The following is a 24,753-nucleotide window of genomic DNA, read 5'->3' as shown; positions in this document are numbered from 1 at the left end:
AGTACGCTTATGGAGACTGCCACAAATGACAGTTATATGCCTAAATATGAAAACATATCTGAAACCAATCAAATGAGTGAGCCTGCAGTCAGTGTGCTCATTGGTCATAGTATAGAAGCGATTACCAGTGCGGTCGTGCTGGCAAGCCTTGGACAGCGTGTGCATCTTTATGCAGATATAGATCTATTGACTGAGCAGATACAACAGTATGGTTTTGAACATCATTTGCAAGCATTGTGGCAGATGTATGAGCAACAGCAAGTCATCATTAGTAAAGCATTGCCAGCCAATGCGGAGACAGTAATAGCACACTATGAGTCTGCAAGTCACAATGAAGCTGATACGCAGAGTCTTGCGGCATTGTATTGGTTGTTTCTTGATAGCGCTAAGTCAGTATGGATAGAGGACAGCTGGATTACCGCTTTTAATCACAGCCATCAGCAGAAGATACCGGTTATTATGAGTGGTATTGAACAGCTAGGTCATGTATCGGAACTGGCTCAGCATTTGCAGCGTGCATGGGTGTATTATATACCTTTCATATTCTTACAAGATGGGGATGCGTATAGCTCGATGTTGAACCCTTCGCTATGGCTATTGGGTGAAAAAACAGCGAGTAGTAGTCAACAACTACAGGTGTTAAAACCGTTGATGCAGCATGCGCGTGCTGCTCATTATGCTGATATCGCAACGATTGAGTTTGCTCGTAGTAGTATCATGGCGATGCTGGCAACCCGAGTGAGTTTTATGAATGAAATGTCACGCTTGGCTGATAGTCAGAACGTTGATATCAGTCAGGTCAGTCGTATAATGGGGTTAGATGAGCGTGTAGGCAGCAGCTATCTGCAGGCGGGATGGGGATTCGGTGGTAACACCCTACCTACCGAGCTGACCAAGTTGCAGCAGTCGAGCAAAATAAACAGTTTGGATATGCCTTTATTAGAGTCTGTCGTACATATCAACAAAGATCAAAAAGAATTGATATTTCGTAAGTTTTGGCAATATTTTGATGGGTTTATTGATAACAAAACCGTCATGATTTGGGGTGGTAGCTACAAGTCAGGTTCAGGACGTACTGCAGGGTCAGCCATTCATCCACTATTGGCATTGTTATGGTCTTATAATATTCGTACGTTGGTGTACGGTGATAAGGCGCAGGCCGAACTTGCCGAACGCTATCAACAGCAGCCATTACTCAAATTGATTGCTAACCCTTACGAAAGTTTGCACGATGCCAACGCTATTTTTATTATCAGTTGGTCACCGCGAGATCAGTTGGATATTGCCAAAATAAATCAGCAAGCGATACCTATATTTGATGCACAAAACGCTCTCACTCGAACGCAAATCAATGATTTGGTAGGGGACTATATGGGTATTGGCCGATCCAAATAGCTTGTTTTCATAGTTTTCACAATACATATTAATCAAAAAACGCTCACTAAATAGCATTAGTGAGCGTTTTTTGAATGTCTAATCAGCACTAAACGATGAGGCTATGCGAGCACAGCTCCTTTATCCGCTAGCCATTGCTGAATAGCTTGAGTTTTAGTGGTCAGCAGTTCTTTATCACCACGACTCTCGATATTCAATCTAATAAGTGGTTCGGTATTCGATGCACGTAAATTAAAGCGCCAGTCACCAAAGTTCAGACTTAAACCATCTAGAGTTGATTTGGTAGGATTATCCACACTAAATTTTTCTTCAATGGCATCAATAATGGTTGGTGCATCGAGGGTGGTCAGGCGAAAGTTTAATTCACCTGAGCTTGGGTAATTTTCAATATAGCCTGTGACTAATTCTGATAAGGTCTTGCCAGTGACAGACAGAAGCTCAATCGTCAATAGCCACGGAATCATACCGCTATCGCAATAGAAAAAGTCACGGAAATAGTGATGAGCAGACATCTCACCACCATACACGGCACCCGAGCTGCGCATGACTTGCTTGATAAATGAGTGTCCAGATTTACTGATGACAGCCTTGCCGTTGTGCTTTCCTATCACCGCTTCAGTATTATAAATGACACGTGGATCATAGACGATTGATTCGCTTTGTTCTTGATGTTTATTCAAAAACGCTTGGGCGAGCATGCCAACGACGTAGCTACCATCGATAAACTCACCTCGCTCATCAAATAAGAAGCAGCGATCAAAATCCCCATCAAAAGCAATACCAAGGTCGGCGTTGTTATCCAAAACCGCTTGCTGAGTGGCCACTCTATTGGCTTCAATCATTGGATTAGGGATGCCATTAGGGAAGCTACCATCAGGGGTATGGTGCAGCTTAATCACTTCAATAGGTGCACCAGCTTGGGACAATTGATCGATTAGTAAATCGACCACAGGACCTGCGCTGCCATTGCCTGAGTTGATCACCAGCTTGAGTGGCTTGAGCTTATCAGTATCGATAAAAGTCATAACATGATCGATGTACGCGCTTTTATCGGTCAATAACTGCAATTTACCTGATTGGTTGTCTGTAGTGAACTGTCCCGATTCTGCCAATGCCTGAATCTCTGCCAACCCATCATCAGCACTGATTGGTTTTGAATGCTCTTTGACCAGTTTTAGGCCATTGTAGTTGATAGGGTTGTGGCTGGCAGTGACTTCGATACCGCCAAGCGTGTCGTAATGGCTGGTAGCAAAATACACTTCTTCAGTACCGCTCATACCCAAATCAATAACGTCGACACCGGCATCCATTATTCCTTGAATGGCGGCTTGTTTTAATTGCTCACTAGAATGACGAATATCGCTACCAATAGTGATAGCTGGCTTCAGAGCTGTCATATCATTATTCTGAGCCTTCACTGCTGCCTGATAACGCTGATACAAAATCTGTGCGAATGCTCGTCCGATACGATAGGCTATGTCTTCATCTAAACTGACGCCCAGCTCGCCGCGAATATCGTATGCTTTAAACGAACCAATAGTAATAGGAGTAAATTCCGTTGCAGGTTGATAGCTGGTGGCAGCAGAAGTTGACATAATGATAAAATTCCTTGGGAATGAGCGGTGATAGAGTTAAAACGCGCGTAGCACGATTATAAATCAAGTTGTGTTCAATGATACACTAACTACTAAAGGTGTGAGGCGTGTGTCGATAGGTAGGGTCAAAATATATGCCCATCAACCATGCAAATCAAATATACGCCACATTGAGTTATAAAATAATAAGCGACACGTTCTGTTAAGTAGATAATTAACCCATAAAATTATAAGAGTTACCATCATGAGTATTGTGAATACTACTACCGAGCCGAAGCCGGTACAAGGAACACCAGCCCCTAGCGGATCGCTCGATGATCTTTTAGCGTTGATGGCACGATTAAGAGCAGACTGTCCGTGGGACAAAAAGCAAACCAATCATAGCCTTATTCCTTATGCTATCGAAGAGGCTTATGAGCTAGGCGAAGCCGTACAAAGCGACGATGACGAAGATATCAAGGGCGAGCTTGGCGATGTGCTACTGCAAGTGGTGTTTCATTGTCAGATGTATGCTGAGCAAAGACGCTTTGATATGAGCGATGTCATCAGTACTTTGCAAGAGAAGTTAGTTCGTCGTCATCCACATGTGTTTGAGGCTGAAACGCTACAAGACGACGCTGCGGTAAAAGAGCGCTGGGATGAAATCAAGTTGGAAGAACAGCAAGCACGCGAAGCACGTGGTAAATCAAAACGTCGCTTAGATCAAGTGAAAGCGGGTAGTGCCTTAATGCAGGCACAAGATGTGCAAAAACAAGCGTCAATGCTGGGTTTTGATTGGGATGGTGTTGCTGGTGCAGTCGAAAAGCTAGACGAAGAGATTGCCGAGCTAAAGCATGAGCTAACAGATAAACCCACAGCTGAGGTCAAGGCCAATATCAGAGAGGTCGAAAAAGAATTGGGTGACTGCATGTTTGCGCTCGTCAATGTCGCACGTAAACTAAACCTCGATGCAGAAGCAGCGACTTTAACCTGCGTGCACAAATTCAAATCTCGCTTTGGCTATATCGAAGAGCAATTGGCAGCGAGTGGCAAGCGTGTCGAGGACAGCGATATAACAGAAATGGATTCACTATGGGAAGCGGCGAAACAACATGAACGCTCAGCATAAAGCGTCATTTACCAGAATGATTATGATAGCGGTCTTTAGTCTCGTATCGACTGTCGGTATAACTATTGAGGCTAATGCCTCTGAGCCCTGTTTTAATGATCCTAAACGCGCCTATGAGTACTTGATCGCAAAAGAGCAATCTGTGATACAAGCGCGTGAGCAAAAATTAATCAATATTAATAGAGCCAGTGAAGGTGAGCTGGTGTCACTAGATGGCATTGGCAGTAGTAAGGCGCAGGCGATAATTTTATATCGTGACATGTTTGGTGGTTTTAGGACTGTTGACGAGTTAGAAAAAGTAAAAGGGATTGGGGCGAAAACAGTTGAGAAAAATCAAAAGCGTTTAAGCGTAGTGGATTAATAGCTGCGTTTTGCATTAATTAATCCTAATATTGACAAAATAGCATGTAAGTAAATGTCATAACACCCCCAGTACGTCCAAAATTTGTTAAACTAGCGGGTACATCCGCCTGATAAACGCTGTGTTATTCAGGGGTAGTTAAAGAATACCGGCGAGGAGTAGATGCATGGCCGAGCGTGCCGCCAAGCAGTTAGAACTGAACAAATCTGAATTACCCAATTCCATTACTGAAGTGATTGCCACATTGACCCGAGCTGGGTTTGATGCCTATATCGTCGGTGGTGGTGTGCGCGATACTTTACTGGGTCTGCGCCCGAAAGACTTTGACGCTGTTACTGATGCCAAACCACATGAGATCAAAGATGTCTTTGGTAAGCGTTGCCGTATTATCGGTCGTCGCTTTCAGCTAGCGCATGTATATTCCGGTCGCGAGTTGATTGAAGTGGCTACTTTTCGCGGTCCGCCAACCAGCGATGCCAATACCAATCGTGATGGTATGATCCTGCGCGACAATGTTTGGGGCGATATTCAACAAGATTTTTCTCGCCGTGACTTTTCTATCAATGCGCTCTATTATCAACCGCTCAAAGGCGTCGTCCATGACTTTTGCGGTGCGCTGGAAGACATCGATAATAGAGTCATTCGCCTGTTAGGTAATGCGCCAGTGCGTATTGAAGAAGATCCTGTGCGCTTGCTCCGTGCCCTGCGTTTTAAGGCAAAATTAGGCTTTGAGTTTGATGACGCATTGGCTGAGCAATTCCATGATGGTAATTGGGCACTGCTTGAGCAGATATCACCGCATCGACTCTATGATGAAACGCAAAAAATGTTTACTGGTGGTTATTTAGTGCCACTGTTGCCGTTACTTTTTGAGTCAGGTGCCATTGATAGTCTTATCATTTATCCACCAGCCGAGCCAAGCGCCTTGGTCAACCAAGTAGCGATCAATACTGATAAGCGTATTGCTGCTGGCAAAAGTATTAATCCAGCATTTTTCTATGCTGCGCTGCTGTGGGAAAACTATTTACATCAACTGGCAAAAGCCAAAAAGCGCAACATGCCGTTTGCGGAAGCACAAATGCATGCGGCTGGCAAAGTCATTGACCGTCAACGTATCAAGACAGCAATTCCAAAATTCGCTGAGCAGTTTATTCGTGATATTTGGATATTGCAGCCAAAACTTGCCGCTCCTCGTAGCAAACAAATTGTTCAGCTCTCTGAGCATCCACGCTTTCGTGCAGGTTTTGACTTTTTGTTATTGCGCGAACAGTGCGGTGATGCTGAGCACCCGCTATCAGAGTCGACCAATGATATGGGTGACTGGTGGCAGACATATCAGACATTGTCTGAGCGCGAGCAACAACAGGCGATTGATGATTTTGACGAAAACATTCGCCGCGGTGCCTACAAAAAAGGACAACGTGGTCGCGGACGCAATCGTCAAAAGCCAGAAGCCAATACCATTGATAATGCATCATCTAATCAAAACAGCGCTAAACAAAGCAAAGCCAGTAATAGTGCTGAGCAGGGAAGGAATGATCAGACAATGGTAAACGATCCATCGAATATTCCAGCACGTCGTCGCCGCGCTACCAGCCAAGCTAAAACAGGTCAAAATGGTAGTAAGCATAACGACACGCAGCAAGTGAAACAAGATAGCAGCGAGCTTGCACAGCTACAACAGTTATCGCTCAGTAGCAACGATCAATCAGCAAAAAAACGCCATCAGTCTAAACCTGCGCCGCTGTTTGTAATAGAGCACGATAATGTCGTGCCGCCATTACGGAAGCAGCTATCAGATGATAAAGCGTCAAAGCGCAGTAAGACGCCTGTAAACAAGCAAGAAGCGACGCAGAAGCGAGCATCTATTGATAGCGATGCACCGCAGCAAACAGCCAAAGCTGATCGTCAGAATAGGAATCAGCCTAATAAAACTGATCTGCCAGAGACTAATTCATTGTCTAGTCAGGCAAAACCAACGCGCTCGATCGCAAGGTCACCTGCATTGGTGAGTATGAATAACGAGCCAATTCCGCATAAGCGTCGTCGCCGCGAGCCTACTGTAGATAGTGCAAATATTATCGAGATGAAAGGCAGTAACGATAAAGCAAAGCCAACAGCAAAGTATGCGAAAAAAGCACCTAAACAAGTTGCTCAGTCGACTGGTAAAGCTGATGTCAAAGAAGCGACAAATACCGAAGCAAAGAAAGTCGTTACACCTGCAAGAGCTAAAGGACCAGCTAAAACGACTACTGATAAACCTGCTCAACCCAGTCAAATGGCGAGTGACCAACTCTCTGCTATCAAAGTGACTGAGAGTAAAGGCCCTGTACCATCAAAGCGTCGCCGTCGTCAGCCTAGTACCGATAACGCTTAATGTTCTCAGGATGATTTGTAAATGGTGGTAGGATGAGTAAAAGTAGTTTTGATAGTGGCAACGTATCGGGTAGCAACACATCTATATCAGCAACTAATAGCATTGACGAGACCATTTGGTTCACCTGCTATGTGGGCTTAGGTAGCAACTTGTCTAACGAGCTAGGGTCACCTATAGAGCATTTGCAGCAAGCGCTTAAAAATATGCAGAATCATGAGAAGATACGTAAAGTGACGGTATCTTCTTTTTATGCATCAGTGCCAATGGGACCACAGGATCAGCCAGACTTTGTTAACGCAGTTGCTGGTTTTGAGACAATGATGAGTCCTTTCGATTTGCTTGGCTTTTGTCAGCAGTTAGAAATGTCGGCCAAGCGAGCACGCTTACGTCATTGGGGTGAACGCAGCCTGGATGTCGATATTTTGTTGTATGGAGATATACAAGTCGCTGAACCGCAGCTAACGATTCCACATGCAGGCCTAGGCGAGCGTAATTTTGTCCTGATACCACTACGAGAGCTGGCACCACATTTGACTATACTAGACAAACCAATAGGTGACTATCCACAAAGCTGCGATTGGACAGGCTTAAAGCTACTATCAGATGCTTGATATCAAATAAACCATAGTCAATGTTCAAAGTTATGCGATGAGAGCGTAATCAATTGCCAGCAAAATTACAGCTAGCAATATCAATAATTAAAGGTGTTACAAGTTAATTGAGGGTCATATGACAACGTTATCTACTTTAAATAAATTTAAAAAAGACGGCACCAAGTTTACGTGTTTGACGTGCTATGACTCAATGTTTGCACGGATGATGGATAACGCGCAGATCGATACGATTTTGATTGGTGATAGCTTAGGGATGGTCGTGCAAGGCCATGACTCGACAATACCTGTGACAATCAACGATATGGCTTATCATACCGCCAATATTGCCCGTAGCAACAAACATGCTCTGATACTGGCTGATCTACCGTTCATGAGCTATGCGACATTGCCAGAAGCCATTGCCAATAGTCGTCAACTGATGCAGGCAGGCGCGCATGTAATCAAAATTGAAGGCGGCAATGAGCTTTGTGAACTGGTTACTACCTTAGCGCAAGCAGGGACACCAACTTGTGTACATCTCGGTCTGACACCGCAATCAGTTAATGTTTTTGGGGGTTATAAAATTCAAGGTCGTGGTGATGAAGCGGCTGAAAAATTACTCGCTGATGCTAAAGCGGTCGTTGATGCAGGTGCGGCGCTATTAGTGTTGGAATGTGTTCCAGCAGCACTGGCAAAGGCAGTCACAGAAGCGGTCGAGGTACCTGTTATCGGTATCGGAGCAGGCGCAGATACCGACGGTCAGGTACTCGTTATGCATGACATGCTTGGTATGGTATATGGGCGTGTGCCACGCTTTGTACATGATTTTCTGACGGATGAACGCAATGACGCACACAGTATCGAGGGCGCTTTTGCTTTGTATCAACAGTCAGTACGTGAAGGCAGCTTTCCGACTGAACAACATCAATTCGATTAATCTCGTTGACGCTTTTACATAACAGAACGCTTTAATAAAAGAAAAAATTACCATGTCTCCTATCATTCATCATCATATCTCGTCGTTACGTGAGGTTTTGCAGTCTTGCCGTGGTCAGCAGCATACCAAGGAAAAAGGTGTGCAGCGTATTGCTCTAGTACCAACGATGGGCAATCTGCATGACGGTCATCTTGAGCTGGTAAAAATTGCCAAGCAGCATGCGGATGTGGTTGTCGTGAGCATTTTTGTGAATCCTACTCAGTTTGGCGTGGGTGAAGATTTTGACAGTTATCCGCGTACGTTAGACGAAGACGTGGCTAAGCTTGCGACAGTGGATACAGATTACGTGTTTGCCCCTAGTATCGAAGAGATGTATCCCGTATTACCACCACCCACCAGCGTGTTGGCTGGTGAGATTGCCAATCAATTATGCGGTCAATCACGTCCCGGTCATTTTGATGGTGTAGGTATTGTGGTCTCCAAGCTATTCAATATTGTACAACCAGATATCGCCGTCTTTGGACAAAAAGATTACCAGCAGCTGGCTATCATTAAGCAGTTAGTGCGTGATTTGAGCTATCCCATCGAGATCATCGACGCCCCTATTGTTCGTTCTGATGATGGGCTAGCACTGTCATCGCGCAATCAGTACTTAAGCACATCTGAAAGAAATACGGCGCCTATATTGCATCAAGCATTACAAGATTTAGCCGAAAAATTAACAGATAGTGGGATTAGTCAGCAGGCGTTTCAAACATTGCTAACAAACACGCACAAGCGTATTAGCGACGCAGGTTTTGTGATTGATTATCTAGAAGTAAAAACTGAAGATCTAGGCGCTACGACTAATGATTCAGTAGTCTTCAATGCAGAAAATAAAAATCTCGTTATTTTGGTCGCAGCTTGGTTAGGGCGTGCACGGTTATTGGACAATCAGTTAGTGGCTATTAATCAGTTAATAGCAATGGGTTAGCTTTTTTATACCGTAATGTATTAGATGGGATGAATAGAGCATGGATACACGTCAGGATCAAAGCGATAATAATACAGCATCGACAACGCCTCAAGTATCAACCGATAAGCTCAGCATCTTGGTGGTATCAGGTCGTTCAGGATCGGGGAAAACCTCGGTGCTGAATATCCTAGAAGATCTGGGATATTATTCTATTGATAATCTACCCTTGTCATTGTTACCTAATGCGGCACACAAGCTGATTGGTGAGAGCGGTATCAATCGTATTGCCCTTGGGGTTGATATTCGCACGCCGCGCGCTGATCTGTCTAACTTTGCAGCGACACATGAGTTATTACGAAAAACTTATGGGGCGCAGGCAGTACAAGTCCTATATGTGACAGCGCAAGAGAGTACGCTAATTGCACGTTTTAATTCGACGCGCCGCGTCCATCCACTAATGTCTCAAGATGTCGATAGCGACAACGCCAGACATATTGCATTTAATTTGCCTGCTGCACTCAAAAAAGAAGTGGAGCTGTTAGAGCCAATTTCTGCTCATGCAGATATCACCATTGATACTAGTAGTTTAAATATCCATCAGCTAAAAGATAGCTTGCGCGAACATGTTGGTGTAGACAATCAAATCGTCATCAACTTGCTGTCTTTTGGTTTTAAATACGGCAGTCCCATTGATGCGGACTTTGTATTTGACGTTAGGATTTTACCCAATCCGCACTGGAATCCCAAGCTGCGCGCATCGACTGGTCTCGACATTGAAGTAGATGCCTTTTTTAGCGACTATCCTGAAGTGACAGAGATGCTCAATGACATTGATAAGTTTTTGACGCGCTGGCTGCCCGAGTTCTTGCACAATAATCGTCATACGGTAACCGTTGCCATTGGCTGTACAGGCGGTAAACATCGTTCAGTATTTATTACTGATCACCTGCAGCGCCGCCTCACTGATACCATGCCACAAGGCGTCAAAGTATTGGCAAAGCACCGCGAAAAAAGCCGTTGGTAATCCATTTAGACCCTATTCATTTTATTACTTATTATTTTGGAACGCTTTTATGATCGACTGGAAAGAACAGGACATGCGCGTCTCGCGCACAGAACTCAAAAAAGCCCATGAGCGTTTACAGCAATTGTCTATACCGCTCGCAAGCTTATCAAAAAAGCAACTAAAGACTCTACCCGCCAGTGATTACTTTATGGCTGAGCTCATGGCATTGGCTGACATTACCAGTGCTAATGCCCGCAACCGCCAGACTAAGCGCGTCGGCAAACTTATCAGTGAAGAAAACCGCCACGAACTTGTCAAAGCATTGTTTGATGCATTCTTTCCAAAAGAGCAAGTCTCTAAAATAGAAAGCTGGTACGATCGTCTAAATATCAATGATGAAGGAACGCTCAAACAGTTCGTCAAGCAATATAAGGCTTCTGAGCACAACAGTATGTATCAATTACTGCTATGGATTGAGTATGCCAAGCATATGCAAGACGATGAGCTACTGGCAGAATCGAAAGAAGATTTGGCAAGCTATATACGCGAAGTGGCGATTTTGTCGCAGTTGAAAAAATAGACACACATAATAATATCGATTAGATTTTAAAGCATAAAAAAAGCCAATCAATTATGATTGGCTTTTTTGTATCACCTAGTGATTCACATTGTATGTATCACTAGGTTCACTAGGCTGTTTCGATTTGCACTTGCTTCAATTATTTTTTCTCAGCACGCGCTTTATCGATTAAATATTCAACAACTTTAGGTACTTTAGCATCTTCACCAGTTACCACATATTTGCCTTGTACAACGACGGCTGGTACGCCAGACAGTTGATAACGTTTAGCACCTGCTTGTGAGCGACCAATTTTTGTACCCACTGCAAATGAGTTATAAAGACTGTTGAATTTCTTCTCGTTCACCCCTTTTGATGCATACCATTTGCTCAATGACGATTGATCAAACAGTTTTTTGCCATCTTTATGGATGGCATCAAATAATGCAGCATGAGTTTTGTCTTCAAAGCCCAAAAGCTGAGCGGAGTAAAAACCACGTGCATTGGCTTCCCAAACAGGGTTGAGCGCTGCGGGTGTTCTAAAAAACACGACATCTTTGTCTTTGGTTTTTGCCCATTTTTCCATATGCGGATCAAGAACATTACAATGCGGGCAGCCATACCAGAAAAACTCACGAACAATGATAGCATCACCGCTGATGGTTTCTGGATTGTCTAGTACGCGATAATCTTTTCCAGCGACATAGTCCGCAGCTTGTGCGCCCATAGAAGCAAGCCCAATGGCCATCGCTAGACCAGTCAGTGTCATGACACGTTTCATACTTTATCCTTGAGGTGTAGGGATTTGGAGTTCGTTAAGAGGTTTGTGCACTGGTGGTATTCAAACGCATGATATTTGCAATATGCAGTTTTCACCGTGTTTGAATGATGCAGCGCCAGGTATAGTCGAACGATACAGCAGTATTAAGGTATCGACTATGATAACGCAAAATGCATACACTTGTGAATCGGATTCTTAACCGACAGTTGTAAAGCTGTTAGCTATTATTGAAGACATATTGCTTAGCGCTTTTCAGTCTTAGCTTGTTTGGCCTTGTCTCGCCAACACTGATCATGATCCTTGCTCCGTGATGATTACGAATAATGCGAGCAAATAATGCCTGCGACAAGGTGATAACTCATAAAAAATGTGTATTTACCAAACCTATTCACAATCAGTGACGATGTACTTACGACAAATTTGCAGCTGCCATGCTAATATTGAACACATAATCGTGCACTGCATACGATAACAACTATAATAGTAATCAAGGACAATCCTATGAGCTCAGCCTTACCTGTTTCGTCATCTTCAAACGACGAAAACTTAAATAATAGATCGGCTAATACTGTCAATGTTGATCCTAGCGAAGTCGAGAAATTCAATAATTTGGCAAGCGAATGGTGGAGCAATACAGGTGCCTTTGCCACTCTGCATGAGATCAATCCATTACGCTTGAACTGGATAGAAGAAAACATCAAACGTGGCTATCAGGGCGATACTAGTAATAATGGCACGTCTGCCGAAACAGCTGAACAAGGACTTGTTGGCAAAAAGGTACTTGATGTTGGCTGCGGCGGTGGCATATTGGCAGAGTCTATGGCACGTCGCAATGCTGATGTGACAGGAATTGACCTAGGTACCGAAAATTTAAAAGCGGCGGCGCTGCACGCAGAACAAAGCGGATTAGAAAATACTTTACGCTACCAGCATATCCCAATTGAAGAGCTGGCAAAGACGCATGCGGGTCAGTTCGATGTCGTAACCTGTATGGAAATGCTTGAGCACGTTCCTGATCCTAGCTCGATTGTGCAGGCTTGTTATGAGCTGCTAGCCCCTGGCGGTGTCTGTGTGCTGTCGACAATTAACCGAAACCCCAAGTCGTATCTGTTTGCTATCGTGGGAGCAGAATACGTACTACGATTGCTCGATCGCGGTACCCATGACTATGCCAAGTTCATCACGCCAGCTGAATTAGACAAGATGGCAATAGACACGGGGTTTGTCCGTCAGGATATTATTGGCTTACATTACAATCCATTGACTAAGCGCTATTGGCTTGCCCAAAATGTCGATGTTAATTATATGATGGCAGTCCAAAAGCCATTGGCTTGATACTGGTATCAATTACCTACATTCACCGTAATTCATTAAATATATGATCAATCTCAAGAGCATTCACTATGACCCAATTCGTAAAAGCTGTTTTATTCGACCTTGATGGGACGTTAATCGATACTGCTGCTGATTTTGTTCGTATCATTGGCAAAATGAGTTTGGAGAATAACTGGCAAGCGCCGCCTGAGGCAGCAATCCGTGAGCAAGTCTCGGCGGGTGCGTCAGCTATGGTGCAATTGATGCTCAGACACAATGATCAACTTGAGGTTAGCGATGACGCATTGCTTGATTTTCGTCAGCAGTTTTTAGACGACTATGAAGCCGATATTTGTGTGGACAGCTGTGTGTTCCATGAGCTCGAAGCGGTACTGACTGATTTAGAAGAAAAAGGTGTCCCATGGGGAATTGTCACTAACAAGCCCCGTTATCTGGCAGAAAAGCTATTAAGCGAAATGCAACTAGATGATCGCTGTGCCGCTCTGGTATGCCCTGATGATGTGTCCCGATCAAAGCCTGATCCAGAGCCGATGTATATGGCATTAGAGAAGCTAGGGATTCCTCGCGGCGCAGCTGGTTGTGTCCTATATGTCGGTGACCATATACGTGATATAGAAGCAGGCAATGCGGCTGGTATGCCAACGATTTTAGCCGCTTACGGTTATATTCCGCCTGAAGATCAGAAGTCTTTGAAAAAGTGGGGTGCTGATTATATTGCTGATACCCCTGAGCAATTAAACAAACTGCTGTTGTCTTCTGGCAAATTCGATTATCTATAAGTTTTTAGTTTTTAGTTTTTAGTTTTTAGTTTTTAGTTTTTAGTTTTTAGTTTTTAGTTTTTAGTTTTTAGTTTTTAGTTTTATAGCTATCAGCTATTGGTATATTTCAGTCTCTAAAGACAAGCACGTATTTTAACGATTCCATGATAATAAATGATAAGTAGTGAGCAACGCTATGAGTGACCATATTGACCAGCCAGCCAATCAACAAAACAGTCAGCAAGACAACCAAAGAACCGTCCAAAGTCGCCTCCAGCCTTTGACTCATGATGATATTCGTAGTTTTGTGCCACCTAATGATTGCCTAGATGGTAAGACTATCTTGGTGACTGGCGCAGGTGATGGTATCGGCCGTGTTGCCGCTTTGACCTACGCTCGCTATGGTGCCACAGTCCTATTGCTAGGACGGACCAGTAGCAAGCTTGAATATGTCTATGATGAGATTGAAAGTCTGGGTGGTAAGCAGCCTGCAATGTTGCCTATGAATTTAGAAGGGGCGACTTATGCTGAGATGCAGCAGTTAGAAGGATTGATCGACAAAGAAGTGGGTCAACTGGATGGCATATTGCATAATGCTGGTGTGCTTGGACAATTGACCCCGCTTGAGATGTACGACGTCGATACGTTTGCTGAAGTGATGAAGGTTAATTTTATGGCGACCTTTATGCTCACCCAAGCACTGCTTCCCTTATTGAAAGATGCTGATCACGGCTCTATCGTCTTTACCTCTAGTACAGTAGGTACGCATCCCCGCGCATTTTGGGGCGCTTATGCGCTCTCAAAACAAGCAGTAGAGGGTATGAGCAATATCTTTACACAAGAGACGCAAAACACCACAAACTTACGTTTTAATTGCGTGAATCCTGGCGGTACGCGCACCAATATGCGTGCTCATGCTTATCCAGGTGAAAACCCTATGAGTTTAAAAACACCTGAGGATATTATGGCAGGTTATGTCTGTCTGATGAGTGATGACAGCATTGGCGTGCGCGGGCAAGTTGTTGAGCTACAGCCAAAAGATTAAGAGGTGTTACTTAAACTTGCATGAATACAAAGCGTAAAAGTAATTTGGGTAGCTATAGTTGATACTAAATGAAATAGATGCGTCGTACTAGGATGCGAAACTGGTATAAATTTTCTTTAGTTGCTTGATGTGCTAATAGAAGCTACAAAAAATATATACCAACAGCAAGATATCTGTTTTATAGTAAATACGACTCTGTTTTTTGTCAAAACTACCAATGATTTTTACTTAGGATAATACTTATGAATAAGTCCATTGCTGCTGCATGTGTGCTGCTAAGTTGTACTTCAGCTTTTGCGCAAACCACGCTTTTTGATCCTTCCATCGAGCACAATCCTCAGGATGGTGTCATAAAGCTGTATGGAGCAGGTGGCCCACATACCGCTTTAAGAAAAGTGGCAGATGTCTGGGAAAAGCAAGGTGGTACCAAGGTAGAATTAATAGCAGGACCTGAAGACAAATGGTCGGCTGACGCTCAAGCTGATGCCGATGCTCTGTGGGGAACTTCTGAGCAATCAATGACTGCATTTCTTGAGACATACGAAACTTTTGATCATGAAAAAGTTGAACCCATTTATATCCGACCAGCAATCATAGCTGTACAAAAAGGAAATCCTAAAAATATACGTAGCTTTGATGATTTATTAGCTAAGGGGATTAAAATAGTTGTGACCGAAGGTAAAGGAACATATAACACTTCGGGTACTGGAGTTTGGGAGGATCTCGCAGGACGCAAAGGAAGCTTAAACGATATTGCTCGTTTTCGAGATAATATAGTAGCGTATTCTTTAGGATCTGGAGCCAGTTTTAAAGCATTTAAAGATGAAAAAGCAGATGCTTGGATAACTTGGCCGAATTGGCCGCTTAATAATTCCAAAGATATGGACATGGTTAGTATAGATAAGGATCGAGCTATCTGGCGTGATTTAAACATCGTTGTATCACCAAAAGCTGATCCTCAAACAAAAGATTTTCTTAACTTTTTAATCACTAAAAAAGGACAAAAAATCATGAAAACAGAAGGGTGGCAACGCTGAGTAGAAGGTTTTAGGCATACACTCTTAAAAAGTAAATACCCTAAATATAATTCTCACTAATCGTTCAAACACATTTGTTATTTGCATATTGTAATTAGCAATAACCACCCCATCTATTTGTTATTAAAGAATTTATCTATAAAGCAATGATCATTAAAAAATAAATAGGATGGGATTATGGCAGGTGGTTGGTCAAGAGATGGTGCTGAGCACGAGCAGATGGACGCAACGGTCAACGATGCGTTAGAGCGAGCACGACGTTCGCTGCCTACAGGTATCAGTGCTGAGCTATGTGATGAATGTGGTAACCCTATTCCAGAAGCGCGGCGATTAGCGGTTCCTGGTATTCAACACTGTGTCAGCTGTCAGACCGAGCTTGAACAAGAAGCAAAGGCTGCGGAACTGTTCAATCGCCGTGGTAGTAAAGACAGTCAATTGCGTTAATTGAATGATTTTAGCAAGAGCTAAGCAACTTTGAGTAAGAAAATTCAGAATTAGCACAAAAGAACGACCCCTGTTCTACATAGCAGAGGTCGCTTTTTTATGTTCATTTTTTTGTGTTAATGCTTTTATTCTAGAGCGATTGTATGACCATCGCCATTAATTCTCGATCAAAAGCCTCCCAATCTATAGAGTTGGATGACGATTCAGCATGGTATGCGGTCTCTATTTTTTCTATATTTGTATCGACAGTATTGCCTAACTGTAAGATAACTTCCAATCGACTATCATTCTGTGCACCAACTGTCTTGGTAGTTATACTGCCAGGATTGAAGTTGAGTTGCAGCCAGCCATCTGAAGTATGTACCACGCCTTTGATACGCTGCCAGTTTGGCAGTGCTAATAGCCAGTTTTGTAATTCATCAGCGTCTAGCACGTAGTGTGTAGGCAATCGCCATCCAGCCAGCTGAAAACCTTGCTGCTCTTCATGATATCGACAGGGTAATTCGGTATCAGTATTAGCTTGATTCTCAGCCTCATCCCCAAGACCGTTCGAGGATGACGAAACTCCCAAAGCGCTGGGCTGTGACAGTGAGCCAAGCATAGATTTCTGATTATGAGCGATGTTGACTTTGCGTTGGTTTGAAATGATAGCGCTGGGCTTCTGCAGTTGCTCGTTTAGCGTTGCTAAGTAGTTATGTGCTAAAGGGGTATTTGACGAGCCTGCTATATCAGGCATCACTTGTTCAGATACTGCCCAAACAATTTTCACTTGCGAATTGAGCTTGGCTACCCACTCTACCAAGGATTGTTTTTCGTTACTACTCAACTGAGTATAGCGATTGATGATCAGTACATCGGCATCACGGATATGCGCTTGAAAGCCATCATGATGACGGTATTTAGTCTGTTTCCACTGCTCAGCGCTCAGTACAGTGATCACGGCGCTCATTTTCAAAGCTGTCTGCCAGTGGGGGGCACTGAGCTGTAATATAAGCTCGCGCGGATGAGCTAACCCTGTAGGCTCGATAAGGAGTCGCTGTGGATGATGGTCACTGAGTAGACGACTGATCGCTATTTGTAAGGGCAACTGGCTGGTACAGCAAATACAGCCGCCACTGACTTCACGAATGGCAATGTTCTTTTGCTCAAACGTGCTGTCTTGTGAGCTTGCTAAGAGTGCACCATCAATACCGATATGACCAAACTCATTGATCAGTAAAGCCCAGCGTTCGTTATCAGGCTTTGCGGCAAGCAACTGATTGATCACTGTGGTTTTGCCAGCACCTAAAAACCCTGTCACTAACGTGCAGGGTATATTTTGAAAAATAACAGAGTTTTTCACAGAAATGCTCATTATATAGGTCGTATTTGTGAGTTACCGAACACGACCCATACTAAAAGGAAATGATAGTAGTCAAAAGCTACTCGCTTTTGACGGTGTCTGCCTCAGCCTCGTCAGGGACGAACACATAGCCGACACCCCATACCGTTTGGATATAACGCGCTTGCGACGGGTTATCCTCAATCAGACGACGTAGACGTGATACCTGTACGTCGATAGATCGTTCCATCGCGCCCCATTCGCGCCCGCGAGCAAGATTCATCAGCTTATCACGAGTCAGTGGCTCACGTGGATGTTGTACCAAGGCTTTGAGCACTGAGAACTCACCTGTGGTAAGCGTCACCACATTGCCGTCGCGCTTGAGCGTACGAGTTGATAAGTCTAGGGTCCATGGACCAAACTCAACCACTTCTAATTGATGACTTGGTGCGCCTGGGAGCTCACGATTCTGACGACGTAATACGGCTTTGATACGCGCCAATAGCTCTTTTGGATTAAAAGGTTTTGGCAGATAGTCATCTGCACCTGCTTCTAGACCTGCGATGCGATCTGCATCGCCACCTTTGGCGGTCAGCATGATAATTGGGATGTCAGCATTGTCTTCGCGTAAGCGTTTACAGATACTGATACCGTCTTCACCTGGCAACATCAAATCTAGTACGACCAGAGAGAAAAGCTCGCGCTGCATGAGTTTGTCCATTTGACTGCCGTCGTGAGCAGTACGAACCACAAACCCGTCGTCTTCTAGAAAGCGCTGCAGCAAAGAGCGCAGACGGGCATCGTCATCGACGACTAAAATACGCTGAGTCAAAGTATCTGGGCTGTTATTATCAGTCATACAGGCATCCTTTTATAAAAATTATTGTTAGCAGAAACTACGAGTCAAAAGCGATGAATAAAACATTGCTATTGGTTGCCATTATTTAATTATTGGTCAAGACAAATACGTCACAAAATCAAAAACTATTGTTCAATATGTCAACGCATATCGATATTTGTGCCATTGATACTTTAGTGTATAAGATTGCACCGTTAATTGCATCACTCATAAGGACAAATGCTGTATGCGTTTGTTTAACGAAGCCATGGAACGTTTGATACAAAACGATTTGCGCCACAAAATAGACGATAAATAACGAAAAGATAAAAAGGATTTTTATTCATGCAGCTTTTGCTATAATGCAAAACTACATTTCTCAACGATTGATACGTATATGAGTAGCACTGATACCTTAACGTCATCTCAAGCCTCGACAAATGCACAGGTTTTGGATGCAACCACACACGCGAATATTCACGACAAGCTTGCTCGCGCGCTTGGCATTAAGACTGCTCAAGTCAATGCGTTTGTGAAACTTTATGATGAAGGCGCGACTGTCCCTTTTATTGCGCGTTACCGCAAAGAAAAGACGCAAAATCTGGACGATGCACAGCTGCGTGCACTAGAGAAGTCTTTGAACTATGAGCGTGATATGGCTACACGTCGCCTCAAGATCTTGGAGCTACTCAGTACACAGGGCAATCTGACTGATGAGCTACAGGCACGTATTGATAATGCGACCTCTAAGCTTGAGCTTGAAGATATCTATCTGCCATATCGTCCACGTCGTCGTTCACCTGCTGCCAAAGCGCGTGCCGCAGGTCTCGATGTTGCTGCACAAGCAGTATTGACGCAAGAAATCACTCCGACTGACGCATTGGCTGATTATCAAGTCCAATCAAGTATTACTGATGATAGTGGTAATGAGATTGAAGTTGATTTTAGTGATATTGAAAAACAGCTCGCGGGCGTACAGGCAATTATCGTTGATGAATGGACACAGGCACTAGGCTTGCTAGATAACTTGCGTAGTGGTTTTGCCAAAACTGCCAGTATCGTATCGAGTGTTGCGAGCGAAGAAAAGCGCGAAGTGGGCGAGAAGTTCAAAGACTATTTTGAACATAGCGAAAGCCTAGCTCGTCTCCCAAATCATCGTCTATTAGCAATGTTACGTGGTCGTCAAGAGAACGTCTTGGGTCTAAAGATTGAAGGCGAAGATGCCCCCTTTATCGAAAAAATCATTAGCAATTTTGATATTGATGCCAAAGCACCGGCTGCACGTCGTGAATTTTTGACGGAAGCGGCCAGTAGCTTGTGGAAAGACAAATGGCGTCCGCATATCGAGCATCGCTTGTTGACTGAAAAGCGTCTAGCCGCAGAAGCGGATGCGATTGATGTATTCGCTAGCAACTTACAGCATCTACTCATGTCTGCACCAGCAGGCCCCAAAGTGATTTTGGGCGTTGATCCTGGTATCCGTCATGGCGTAAAGATGGCTATCGTGGACGCTCAAGGTCACGTGATGCTAGACAGCGAAGAAAAGCCTGTCATCGCGACGGTTTATCCATTTGCACCTGATAACAAAATGACTGAAGCCAAAACAGTCATTGATGAGCTGTTAGGCACTTACAACGTAGACCTAGTGGCTATCGGTAACGGTACGGCAAGCCGCGAAACCGATGCGATGATCAAAGAGATTCTAGTGGCAAATGATGCACTGAAAGCTAAAGCTGTTATCGTTAATGAGTCAGGCGCGTCTGTCTATTCAGCGAGCGAGCTTGCCAGTGATGAGCTTGCTAACTTAGATGTCTCTGTACGCGGTGCCGTTTCTATCGCACGTCGCCTGCAAGATCCGTTATCAGAGCTTGTCAAAGTCGATCCGAAAGCTATCGGTGTTGGTCAGTATCAGCATGACGTGAACCAGAACCAGCTAGCGGATAGTCTCGATAAAGTCACTCAAGACAGCGTGAATGCGGTTGGTGTGGACGTCAATACGGCGAGCCCTGCTATCTTAGCTCACATAGCAGGTCTTAACCGCAATGTGGCACAGCAAATCGTCACGTATCGCCGTGAGCATGGCGCCTTTGATAGTCGTGAAGCACTCAAAAATGTCCCACGCCTAGGTGCTAAAACTTTTGAGCAAGCAGCAGGCTTCTTGCGTATCCATAATGGTAGCAATCCACTAGATGCGACTGGCGTACATCCAGAAAGTTATGCCTTGGTCGACAGCTTATTGGCACAATCGGGTAAGCCGTTGCCAGAAGTTATTGGTAATGATGGTGTGCTAAATGCCATCGATACGACCACACTAGCGGCTAACGATGATAATGTCAGCGTAAAAGCAATCTTAGATGAACTGGCTAAACCTGCACGTGATCCACGACCTGAGTTTAAAACGGCTAACTTCCGTGATGATGTGAATGGTATCAAAGATCTTAGCGAAGGCATGGTCTTAGAAGGTGTTGTCACCAATGTGACGGCCTTTGGTTGTTTCGTTGACGTAGGGGTACATCAGGATGGTCTGGTACATATCTCACAGATGGCCAATGATTTTGTCGCAGATCCTATGAACCGCGTCAAGCCAGGTGATATCGTATCGGTACGTGTTATTTCTATCGATGAAAAACGTGGGCGTATCGGTTTTAGTATGAAACCTGAATCTGAGAAACCTGCACGTACAGCGACTACAGATACGGATGGCGAAAAAACCAGTCGTCCACGTAGCAATCCTGTAAATAGCAACCGTCCAAATAATAGTCGCCCAGCTGCTGATAAGCGCTCCGCTAAACCACGCGGCAAGCGTCCGGACAATGCAAACAGTAACCGCAGTAGTAAACCAGTCAAAAATGACAAAGCTGAATCACCGAGCAAGATGGGTACGCTTGGCGCCTTGTTACAAGAAGCTGGCGTGACTAAGACAAAGAAATAAGCACGCTACGGTATAGGTAATATACCAATCGCAATACGTAAAAAGGCAGCAATATGGCTGCCTTTTTATGTTCGGTAAATCAGTGATAAAGCATTGATTGACTCAAAAAAATTGTTAGTCTTAACGCGATACCGCAATACGGCGGTTTTCTTTGAACTGTATATTGGCTGGCTGTGTGGCTAGTAACTCACCGCGCTTGTCTTTTTTCTTTTCTTGTAAAGTACTAGCGGTATCTGCCATTTTATTATCGGAAGCCGCTTCACCTGCAATCAATGGCTGATAGTTTGCATTGCTATGCTGCATGTTAGGTGTTTGGACGCTACGTGCAGGAACTTGAGCAGTTGGCGCCGCAGTCATTGCTGCAGCATTGGTAGATACCTGGGCGTTGTTTCTCAAAGCGGCATTATTGTTGGCCTTATTACGCATCATATCATCGGCTTCGTCACCCATGTCATCGGTTTCGTCGTCCATATCGTCGGCATCAGACTCATCGATATCAACAGCGCCAGGTTGGGTAGCTAGTAGCTCACCATCAGGACCTTCTATTTCAGCTCGTAAAGTATTATCAACGGCCGTGCTGCGCATATCTGCTGGCATAATGTCACTGTTCCCCATAGGGGCAGCCATTGCTACAGCTGGTAACATAAGAGTAGTTCCTACGATTAAAGATAAAACGTTCTTTTTCATTATAAAGCTCCAAAACCTATAAATTGATAATTGAAAACCGATCTATATATCCAAGTCCTAACATCTATATCCAAATACAATCACTCAGCTGAAGTGTTTTAAAAAAAGTAACTTATATGAGGTAACTTATAATAAGTAGCTTAGACATAAACTGCTTTGAATATAAAGTGACCTATATATGAAATGAATTAAATATAAATCGACTTAGATAAGGGCATATATAAATGTGATCAGCTTTTGAGGTAGTGTTCAAAATTCTGTGTCATTCCCCTAAACTATATGAAAAACAAGGAATGACACCATGCAAAACTTTGACTTTAACGAAGCCTTAAAAGGCATTCAAGCAGGTAAACCTATCACAGGCAGTGACGGGGTACTTGCCCCACTCATCAAACAGCTCACCGAAGCTGCCTTAAATGCCGAAATACAAAGCCACCTTGAACAAAGTTCTATAAGCAACCGTCGTAACGGTTACAGCAAAAAGACCGTCAAATCAGCAGCGGGTAGCTTCGAGCTTGAAACCCCACGAGATCGTAACGGTGAATATGAGCCTGTGTTGGTCAAGAAACATCAAACTAAACTCACCGCTGAGATCGATAGCCGCATCCTATCGCTATTTTCTCATGGCATGAGTTACCGTGACATACGCCACCACATTGCTGAGATCTACCAACTTGAGGTCTCAGAGGCCACCATCAGTAGCATCACTGATGAGCTGATACCGCAGCTTAAAGCATGGCAATCTCGTCCACTCGACAGCGTTTATCCGTTTGTCTGGCTTGATGCGATTCACTACAAGGTCAAAGACGAAGGACGTTATGTCAGCAAAGCCATTTACACGCTATTGGCACTTAATACCGAAGGCAAAAAAGAACTCATTGGTCTGTACTGCTCAGAGAGCGAAGGGGCAAACTACTGGCTATCTGTACTCACAGATTTACACAATCGTGGCGTACAAGATATTCTCATCGCTTGTGTGGATGGCCTAAAGGGTTTTCCTGAAGCCATCAATGCCATTTTCCCCAATACAGAAGTACAGCTGTGTGTGATTCACCAAATCCGTAATAGTATCCGTTATGTGGCTAGTCGTGATCAAAAAGCCTTTATGCGCGATTTAAAGCCTGTTTATAAGGCAGTTAATAAGGAGTCAGCTGAATTGGCTCTTGATGATTTAGAGGCTGTTTGGGGCGATCATTATCCGGCGGTGATTAAGTCTTGGCGGGACAAGTGGCATTTGCTATCTGCCTATTTTAAGTATCCTGAAGCAGTCAGAAAGCCTATTTATACCACCAATGCGGTGGAAGCGGTACATCGTCAGTTTCGTAAACTTACTAAAACCAAAGGCGCATTCCCGAATGAAACCAGCTTGCTCAAATTGTTGTATGTTGGTATGTTAAATGCCAGTGCCAAGTGGACGATGCCGATTCGTAATTGGGGACAGACGATGATGCAGCTGTCTATCTATTTCCCTGGTCGATTAGATTCGGTGATGCGTCTTTAATTTAGTTGACACAGAGTTTTGAACGCCCTCTGCATCACCGTTTTTATTCAATAATCATGTACTCAGTATCATCAGAATTCATTGAACGTTGCTGGTTGTCACTATCAGCATCATCAGATAGGTCTATCACAGGGTAGCTCTGAGTCACTGCTATATTATTAATAACATCAGCATCTGCTTTTTTCCCAACGATAACCGTGTCATTGGCACTGTTTTCAATGGCAATAGCATCTCCTCTGGCTGTATTAATACTTTTGACTTGGTTTTCTGGCACAAGGATAACTTCTTTAACTCTGTAACTTGTAGGGCGGATGACACGGGTGGTCTCAATCATTACTGGTTCGACGCTACGTGCTTCAGCGATAGCGAGTTGTGCTTCTGGCGCTGCTACCTCACCTACGATAGGAGTAGGGAACTTGCCGCCAAAATGGTTATCACATTGTTGCATGCTCAGGCGTACAGGGTTTCCTGCACTGTCCATGTAGACGTTGACAGGCATGTCAGCTGCAATAGGGATGTACTTGCCGACCAAGTCTCCTGATACACCATAGCGACCGTTTGCTTGACCAACACCTAAGTCACAAGCACCAGCTGAATAGTTACTAGTAGGCAAATTATTGTTATTGACGACGCTCTGAGGGATCATGACTTCAGACAATCGCATCTTACCAACAGTGGCTTCACCAGCTTGGCGTTTTGGGTTTTGATACGTATATGGGGTATAGAATTTGGCTGAGCCATCTCGAACGGCAGTCACGCATTCTTCATAACTGTCGTAACCAACATTACCATGACCGTCTGTCACCATGGCGGCATTAGCCGAACTGGCAAAAAAAGCAAAACCTGAACTTAATATGGCGGCTGTTAATACATTGTATTTCATCGTTATTTCCTTTTTAGTTAATGTTAGCAATCCTGCTGTTTCTCTATCTTATAAGAAGCTAGAACTATTCTTATGTCTAGTATCACTCCTTTAAGCAATACTTAATCTTCTAATCAATATGTTTATCTATTGCTTCATACTCATTTATTTACTTTTTTCTTTTTTCTTAAATAATTAGTATAGTCAGTTCACTATAAAAGAAATACAGCCCATATCATGAAACAGTTTAGGCAGATTATTCTCCATCCAGCCTTGGCGTAGAAACTTTGCTTGTGCCCATTTTTTCTCAATGGGGTTAAGATCAG

At 43.9% G+C, this 24,753-nt stretch carries 22 protein-coding genes; 16 read left to right on the top strand and 6 right to left on the bottom strand.

The window, feature by feature from the left end:
* The first annotated feature begins 9 nt into the window (after positions 1-9).
* Positions 10-1,395 carry a UDP-glucose/GDP-mannose dehydrogenase family protein gene (locus NJD71_RS04185; RefSeq protein ID WP_319050692.1) on the top strand — a complete coding sequence of 462 codons (1,386 nt, stop codon included), beginning with the start codon at positions 10-12 and terminating at the stop codon, positions 1,393-1,395.
* Positions 1,396-1,496: 101 nt separating this feature from the next.
* Here NJD71_RS04185 and NJD71_RS04180 read toward each other — a convergent pair whose 3' ends face one another.
* Positions 1,497-2,990, bottom strand: coding sequence for a phosphomannomutase CpsG (locus NJD71_RS04180; RefSeq protein ID WP_319050691.1), 1,494 nt, complete (start codon positions 2,988-2,990; stop codon positions 1,497-1,499).
* 244 nt (positions 2,991-3,234) lie between these two features.
* On the opposite strand from NJD71_RS04180, the gene mazG reads away from it, so the two are divergent.
* The 8 genes from mazG to yjgA all read left to right on the top strand — a co-directional run bounded on the left by mazG (position 3,235) and on the right by yjgA (position 10,907).
* Entirely contained in the window at positions 3,235-4,098 is an 864-nt protein-coding gene (gene mazG / locus NJD71_RS04175; RefSeq protein ID WP_319050690.1) for a nucleoside triphosphate pyrophosphohydrolase, read from the top strand.
* Positions 4,082-4,459 carry a ComEA family DNA-binding protein gene (locus NJD71_RS04170; RefSeq protein ID WP_319050689.1) on the top strand — a complete coding sequence of 126 codons (378 nt, stop codon included), beginning with the start codon at positions 4,082-4,084 and terminating at the stop codon, positions 4,457-4,459. The genes mazG and NJD71_RS04170 overlap by 17 nt, the downstream gene beginning before the upstream one ends.
* Before the next feature lie 166 nt (positions 4,460-4,625).
* The gene (gene pcnB / locus NJD71_RS04165) at positions 4,626-6,836 is read left to right on the top strand and encodes a polynucleotide adenylyltransferase PcnB (RefSeq protein ID WP_319050688.1); all 2,211 of its coding nucleotides are present in this window, start codon (positions 4,626-4,628) and stop codon (positions 6,834-6,836) included.
* Between the two features lie 32 nt (positions 6,837-6,868).
* Entirely contained in the window at positions 6,869-7,447 is a 579-nt protein-coding gene (folK, locus tag NJD71_RS04160) for a 2-amino-4-hydroxy-6-hydroxymethyldihydropteridine diphosphokinase (RefSeq protein ID WP_319050687.1), read from the top strand.
* 118 nt (positions 7,448-7,565) lie between these two features.
* Positions 7,566-8,366 (top strand): 3-methyl-2-oxobutanoate hydroxymethyltransferase, encoded by an 801-nt coding sequence (gene panB / locus NJD71_RS04155; RefSeq protein WP_319050686.1) that lies wholly within the window; start codon positions 7,566-7,568, stop codon positions 8,364-8,366.
* Between the two features lie 52 nt (positions 8,367-8,418).
* Positions 8,419-9,339, top strand: coding sequence for a pantoate--beta-alanine ligase (gene panC / locus NJD71_RS04150; RefSeq protein ID WP_319050685.1), 921 nt, complete (start codon positions 8,419-8,421; stop codon positions 9,337-9,339).
* Between the two features lie 40 nt (positions 9,340-9,379).
* Positions 9,380-10,345 carry an RNase adapter RapZ gene (gene rapZ / locus NJD71_RS04145; protein WP_319050684.1) on the top strand — a complete coding sequence of 322 codons (966 nt, stop codon included), beginning with the start codon at positions 9,380-9,382 and terminating at the stop codon, positions 10,343-10,345.
* Positions 10,346-10,394: 49 nt separating this feature from the next.
* Complete coding sequence (gene yjgA / locus NJD71_RS04140) at positions 10,395-10,907, top strand: ribosome biogenesis factor YjgA (RefSeq protein WP_319050683.1); 513 nt, start codon at positions 10,395-10,397, stop codon at positions 10,905-10,907.
* A gap of 139 nt (positions 10,908-11,046) precedes the next feature.
* Here yjgA and NJD71_RS04135 read toward each other — a convergent pair whose 3' ends face one another.
* On the bottom strand, positions 11,047-11,667 hold the full coding sequence (locus NJD71_RS04135; RefSeq protein ID WP_319050682.1) for a thiol:disulfide interchange protein DsbA/DsbL: 621 nt from the start codon (positions 11,665-11,667) through the stop codon (positions 11,047-11,049).
* 501 nt (positions 11,668-12,168) lie between these two features.
* On the opposite strand from NJD71_RS04135, the gene ubiG reads away from it, so the two are divergent.
* The 5 genes from ubiG to NJD71_RS04110 all read left to right on the top strand — a co-directional run bounded on the left by ubiG (position 12,169) and on the right by NJD71_RS04110 (position 16,286).
* The gene (gene ubiG, locus NJD71_RS04130) at positions 12,169-13,002 is read left to right on the top strand and encodes a bifunctional 2-polyprenyl-6-hydroxyphenol methylase/3-demethylubiquinol 3-O-methyltransferase UbiG (RefSeq protein ID WP_319050681.1); all 834 of its coding nucleotides are present in this window, start codon (positions 12,169-12,171) and stop codon (positions 13,000-13,002) included.
* 68 nt (positions 13,003-13,070) lie between these two features.
* Complete coding sequence (locus NJD71_RS04125) at positions 13,071-13,781, top strand: HAD family hydrolase (protein WP_319050680.1); 711 nt, start codon at positions 13,071-13,073, stop codon at positions 13,779-13,781.
* Between the two features lie 175 nt (positions 13,782-13,956).
* Positions 13,957-14,805: a YciK family oxidoreductase gene (locus NJD71_RS04120; RefSeq protein WP_319050679.1), complete on the top strand. Its 849-nt coding sequence runs from the start codon at positions 13,957-13,959 to the stop codon at positions 14,803-14,805.
* Positions 14,806-15,047: 242 nt separating this feature from the next.
* Positions 15,048-15,842 (top strand): substrate-binding domain-containing protein, encoded by a 795-nt coding sequence (locus NJD71_RS04115; RefSeq protein ID WP_025651116.1) that lies wholly within the window; start codon positions 15,048-15,050, stop codon positions 15,840-15,842.
* A gap of 177 nt (positions 15,843-16,019) precedes the next feature.
* Positions 16,020-16,286: a DksA/TraR family C4-type zinc finger protein gene (locus NJD71_RS04110; RefSeq protein ID WP_201600864.1), complete on the top strand. Its 267-nt coding sequence runs from the start codon at positions 16,020-16,022 to the stop codon at positions 16,284-16,286.
* A 130-nt stretch (positions 16,287-16,416) separates the two neighbouring features.
* On the opposite strand, the gene NJD71_RS04105 is transcribed toward NJD71_RS04110, so the two are convergent.
* Together NJD71_RS04105 and ompR are read right to left on the bottom strand one after the other, a co-directional pair.
* Positions 16,417-17,640 carry a CobW family GTP-binding protein gene (locus NJD71_RS04105; RefSeq protein ID WP_442967647.1) on the bottom strand — a complete coding sequence of 408 codons (1,224 nt, stop codon included), beginning with the start codon at positions 17,638-17,640 and terminating at the stop codon, positions 16,417-16,419.
* Positions 17,641-17,707: 67 nt separating this feature from the next.
* The gene (ompR, locus tag NJD71_RS04100; protein WP_319050677.1) at positions 17,708-18,466 is read right to left on the bottom strand and encodes an osmolarity response regulator transcription factor OmpR; all 759 of its coding nucleotides are present in this window, start codon (positions 18,464-18,466) and stop codon (positions 17,708-17,710) included.
* A 376-nt stretch (positions 18,467-18,842) separates the two neighbouring features.
* Here ompR and NJD71_RS04095 point away from each other — a divergent pair, with 376 nt between their 5' ends.
* Positions 18,843-21,377 (top strand): Tex family protein, encoded by a 2,535-nt coding sequence (locus tag NJD71_RS04095; protein ID WP_319050676.1) that lies wholly within the window; start codon positions 18,843-18,845, stop codon positions 21,375-21,377.
* Between the two features lie 120 nt (positions 21,378-21,497).
* Here NJD71_RS04095 and NJD71_RS04090 read toward each other — a convergent pair whose 3' ends face one another.
* On the bottom strand, positions 21,498-22,022 hold the full coding sequence (locus NJD71_RS04090) for a hypothetical protein (RefSeq protein WP_319050675.1): 525 nt from the start codon (positions 22,020-22,022) through the stop codon (positions 21,498-21,500).
* Between the two features lie 343 nt (positions 22,023-22,365).
* Between NJD71_RS04090 and NJD71_RS04085 the strand changes: the two genes are divergently transcribed.
* Positions 22,366-23,565, top strand: a complete 1,200-nt coding sequence (locus tag NJD71_RS04085; protein WP_319050674.1) for an IS256 family transposase — start codon at positions 22,366-22,368, stop codon at positions 23,563-23,565.
* 43 nt (positions 23,566-23,608) lie between these two features.
* Here the strand turns inward: NJD71_RS04085 and NJD71_RS04080 are convergent, their stop codons facing one another.
* Positions 23,609-24,448: a hypothetical protein gene (locus NJD71_RS04080; protein WP_319050673.1), complete on the bottom strand. Its 840-nt coding sequence runs from the start codon at positions 24,446-24,448 to the stop codon at positions 23,609-23,611.
* Positions 24,449-24,753 lie beyond the last annotated feature (305 nt).

This window comes from Psychrobacter sp. PP-21 (assembly GCF_033790785.1).
In the GTDB taxonomy this organism is placed as follows: Bacteria; Pseudomonadota; Gammaproteobacteria; order Pseudomonadales; family Moraxellaceae; genus Psychrobacter.
The sequence above is the reverse complement of the archived record's forward strand: the minus strand, read 5'-3'. Positions and strand labels throughout refer to the sequence as shown.

Bases quoted from the DNA above. Each gene is read 5' to 3' on its own strand.
- NJD71_RS04185 (WP_319050692.1), top strand. From the start codon at position 10: ATGGAGACTGCCACAAATGACAGTTATATGCCTAAATATGAAAACATA.
- NJD71_RS04180 (WP_319050691.1), bottom strand. From the start codon at position 2,990: ATGTCAACTTCTGCTGCCACCAGCTATCAACCTGCAACGGAATTTACT.
- mazG (WP_319050690.1), top strand. From the start codon at position 3,235: ATGAGTATTGTGAATACTACTACCGAGCCGAAGCCGGTACAAGGAACA.
- NJD71_RS04170 (WP_319050689.1), top strand. From the start codon at position 4,082: ATGAACGCTCAGCATAAAGCGTCATTTACCAGAATGATTATGATAGCG.
- pcnB (WP_319050688.1), top strand. From the start codon at position 4,626: ATGGCCGAGCGTGCCGCCAAGCAGTTAGAACTGAACAAATCTGAATTA.
- folK (WP_319050687.1), top strand. From the start codon at position 6,869: ATGAGTAAAAGTAGTTTTGATAGTGGCAACGTATCGGGTAGCAACACA.
- panB (WP_319050686.1), top strand. From the start codon at position 7,566: ATGACAACGTTATCTACTTTAAATAAATTTAAAAAAGACGGCACCAAG.
- panC (WP_319050685.1), top strand. From the start codon at position 8,419: ATGTCTCCTATCATTCATCATCATATCTCGTCGTTACGTGAGGTTTTG.
- rapZ (WP_319050684.1), top strand. From the start codon at position 9,380: ATGGATACACGTCAGGATCAAAGCGATAATAATACAGCATCGACAACG.
- yjgA (WP_319050683.1), top strand. From the start codon at position 10,395: ATGATCGACTGGAAAGAACAGGACATGCGCGTCTCGCGCACAGAACTC.
- NJD71_RS04135 (WP_319050682.1), bottom strand. From the start codon at position 11,667: ATGAAACGTGTCATGACACTGACTGGTCTAGCGATGGCCATTGGGCTT.
- ubiG (WP_319050681.1), top strand. From the start codon at position 12,169: ATGAGCTCAGCCTTACCTGTTTCGTCATCTTCAAACGACGAAAACTTA.
- NJD71_RS04125 (WP_319050680.1), top strand. From the start codon at position 13,071: ATGACCCAATTCGTAAAAGCTGTTTTATTCGACCTTGATGGGACGTTA.
- NJD71_RS04120 (WP_319050679.1), top strand. From the start codon at position 13,957: ATGAGTGACCATATTGACCAGCCAGCCAATCAACAAAACAGTCAGCAA.
- NJD71_RS04115 (WP_025651116.1), top strand. From the start codon at position 15,048: ATGAATAAGTCCATTGCTGCTGCATGTGTGCTGCTAAGTTGTACTTCA.
- NJD71_RS04110 (WP_201600864.1), top strand. From the start codon at position 16,020: ATGGCAGGTGGTTGGTCAAGAGATGGTGCTGAGCACGAGCAGATGGAC.
- NJD71_RS04105 (WP_442967647.1), bottom strand. From the start codon at position 17,640: ATGAGCATTTCTGTGAAAAACTCTGTTATTTTTCAAAATATACCCTGC.
- ompR (WP_319050677.1), bottom strand. From the start codon at position 18,466: ATGACTGATAATAACAGCCCAGATACTTTGACTCAGCGTATTTTAGTC.
- NJD71_RS04095 (WP_319050676.1), top strand. From the start codon at position 18,843: ATGAGTAGCACTGATACCTTAACGTCATCTCAAGCCTCGACAAATGCA.
- NJD71_RS04090 (WP_319050675.1), bottom strand. From the start codon at position 22,022: ATGTTACCAGCTGTAGCAATGGCTGCCCCTATGGGGAACAGTGACATT.
- NJD71_RS04085 (WP_319050674.1), top strand. From the start codon at position 22,366: ATGCAAAACTTTGACTTTAACGAAGCCTTAAAAGGCATTCAAGCAGGT.
- NJD71_RS04080 (WP_319050673.1), bottom strand. From the start codon at position 24,448: ATGAAATACAATGTATTAACAGCCGCCATATTAAGTTCAGGTTTTGCT.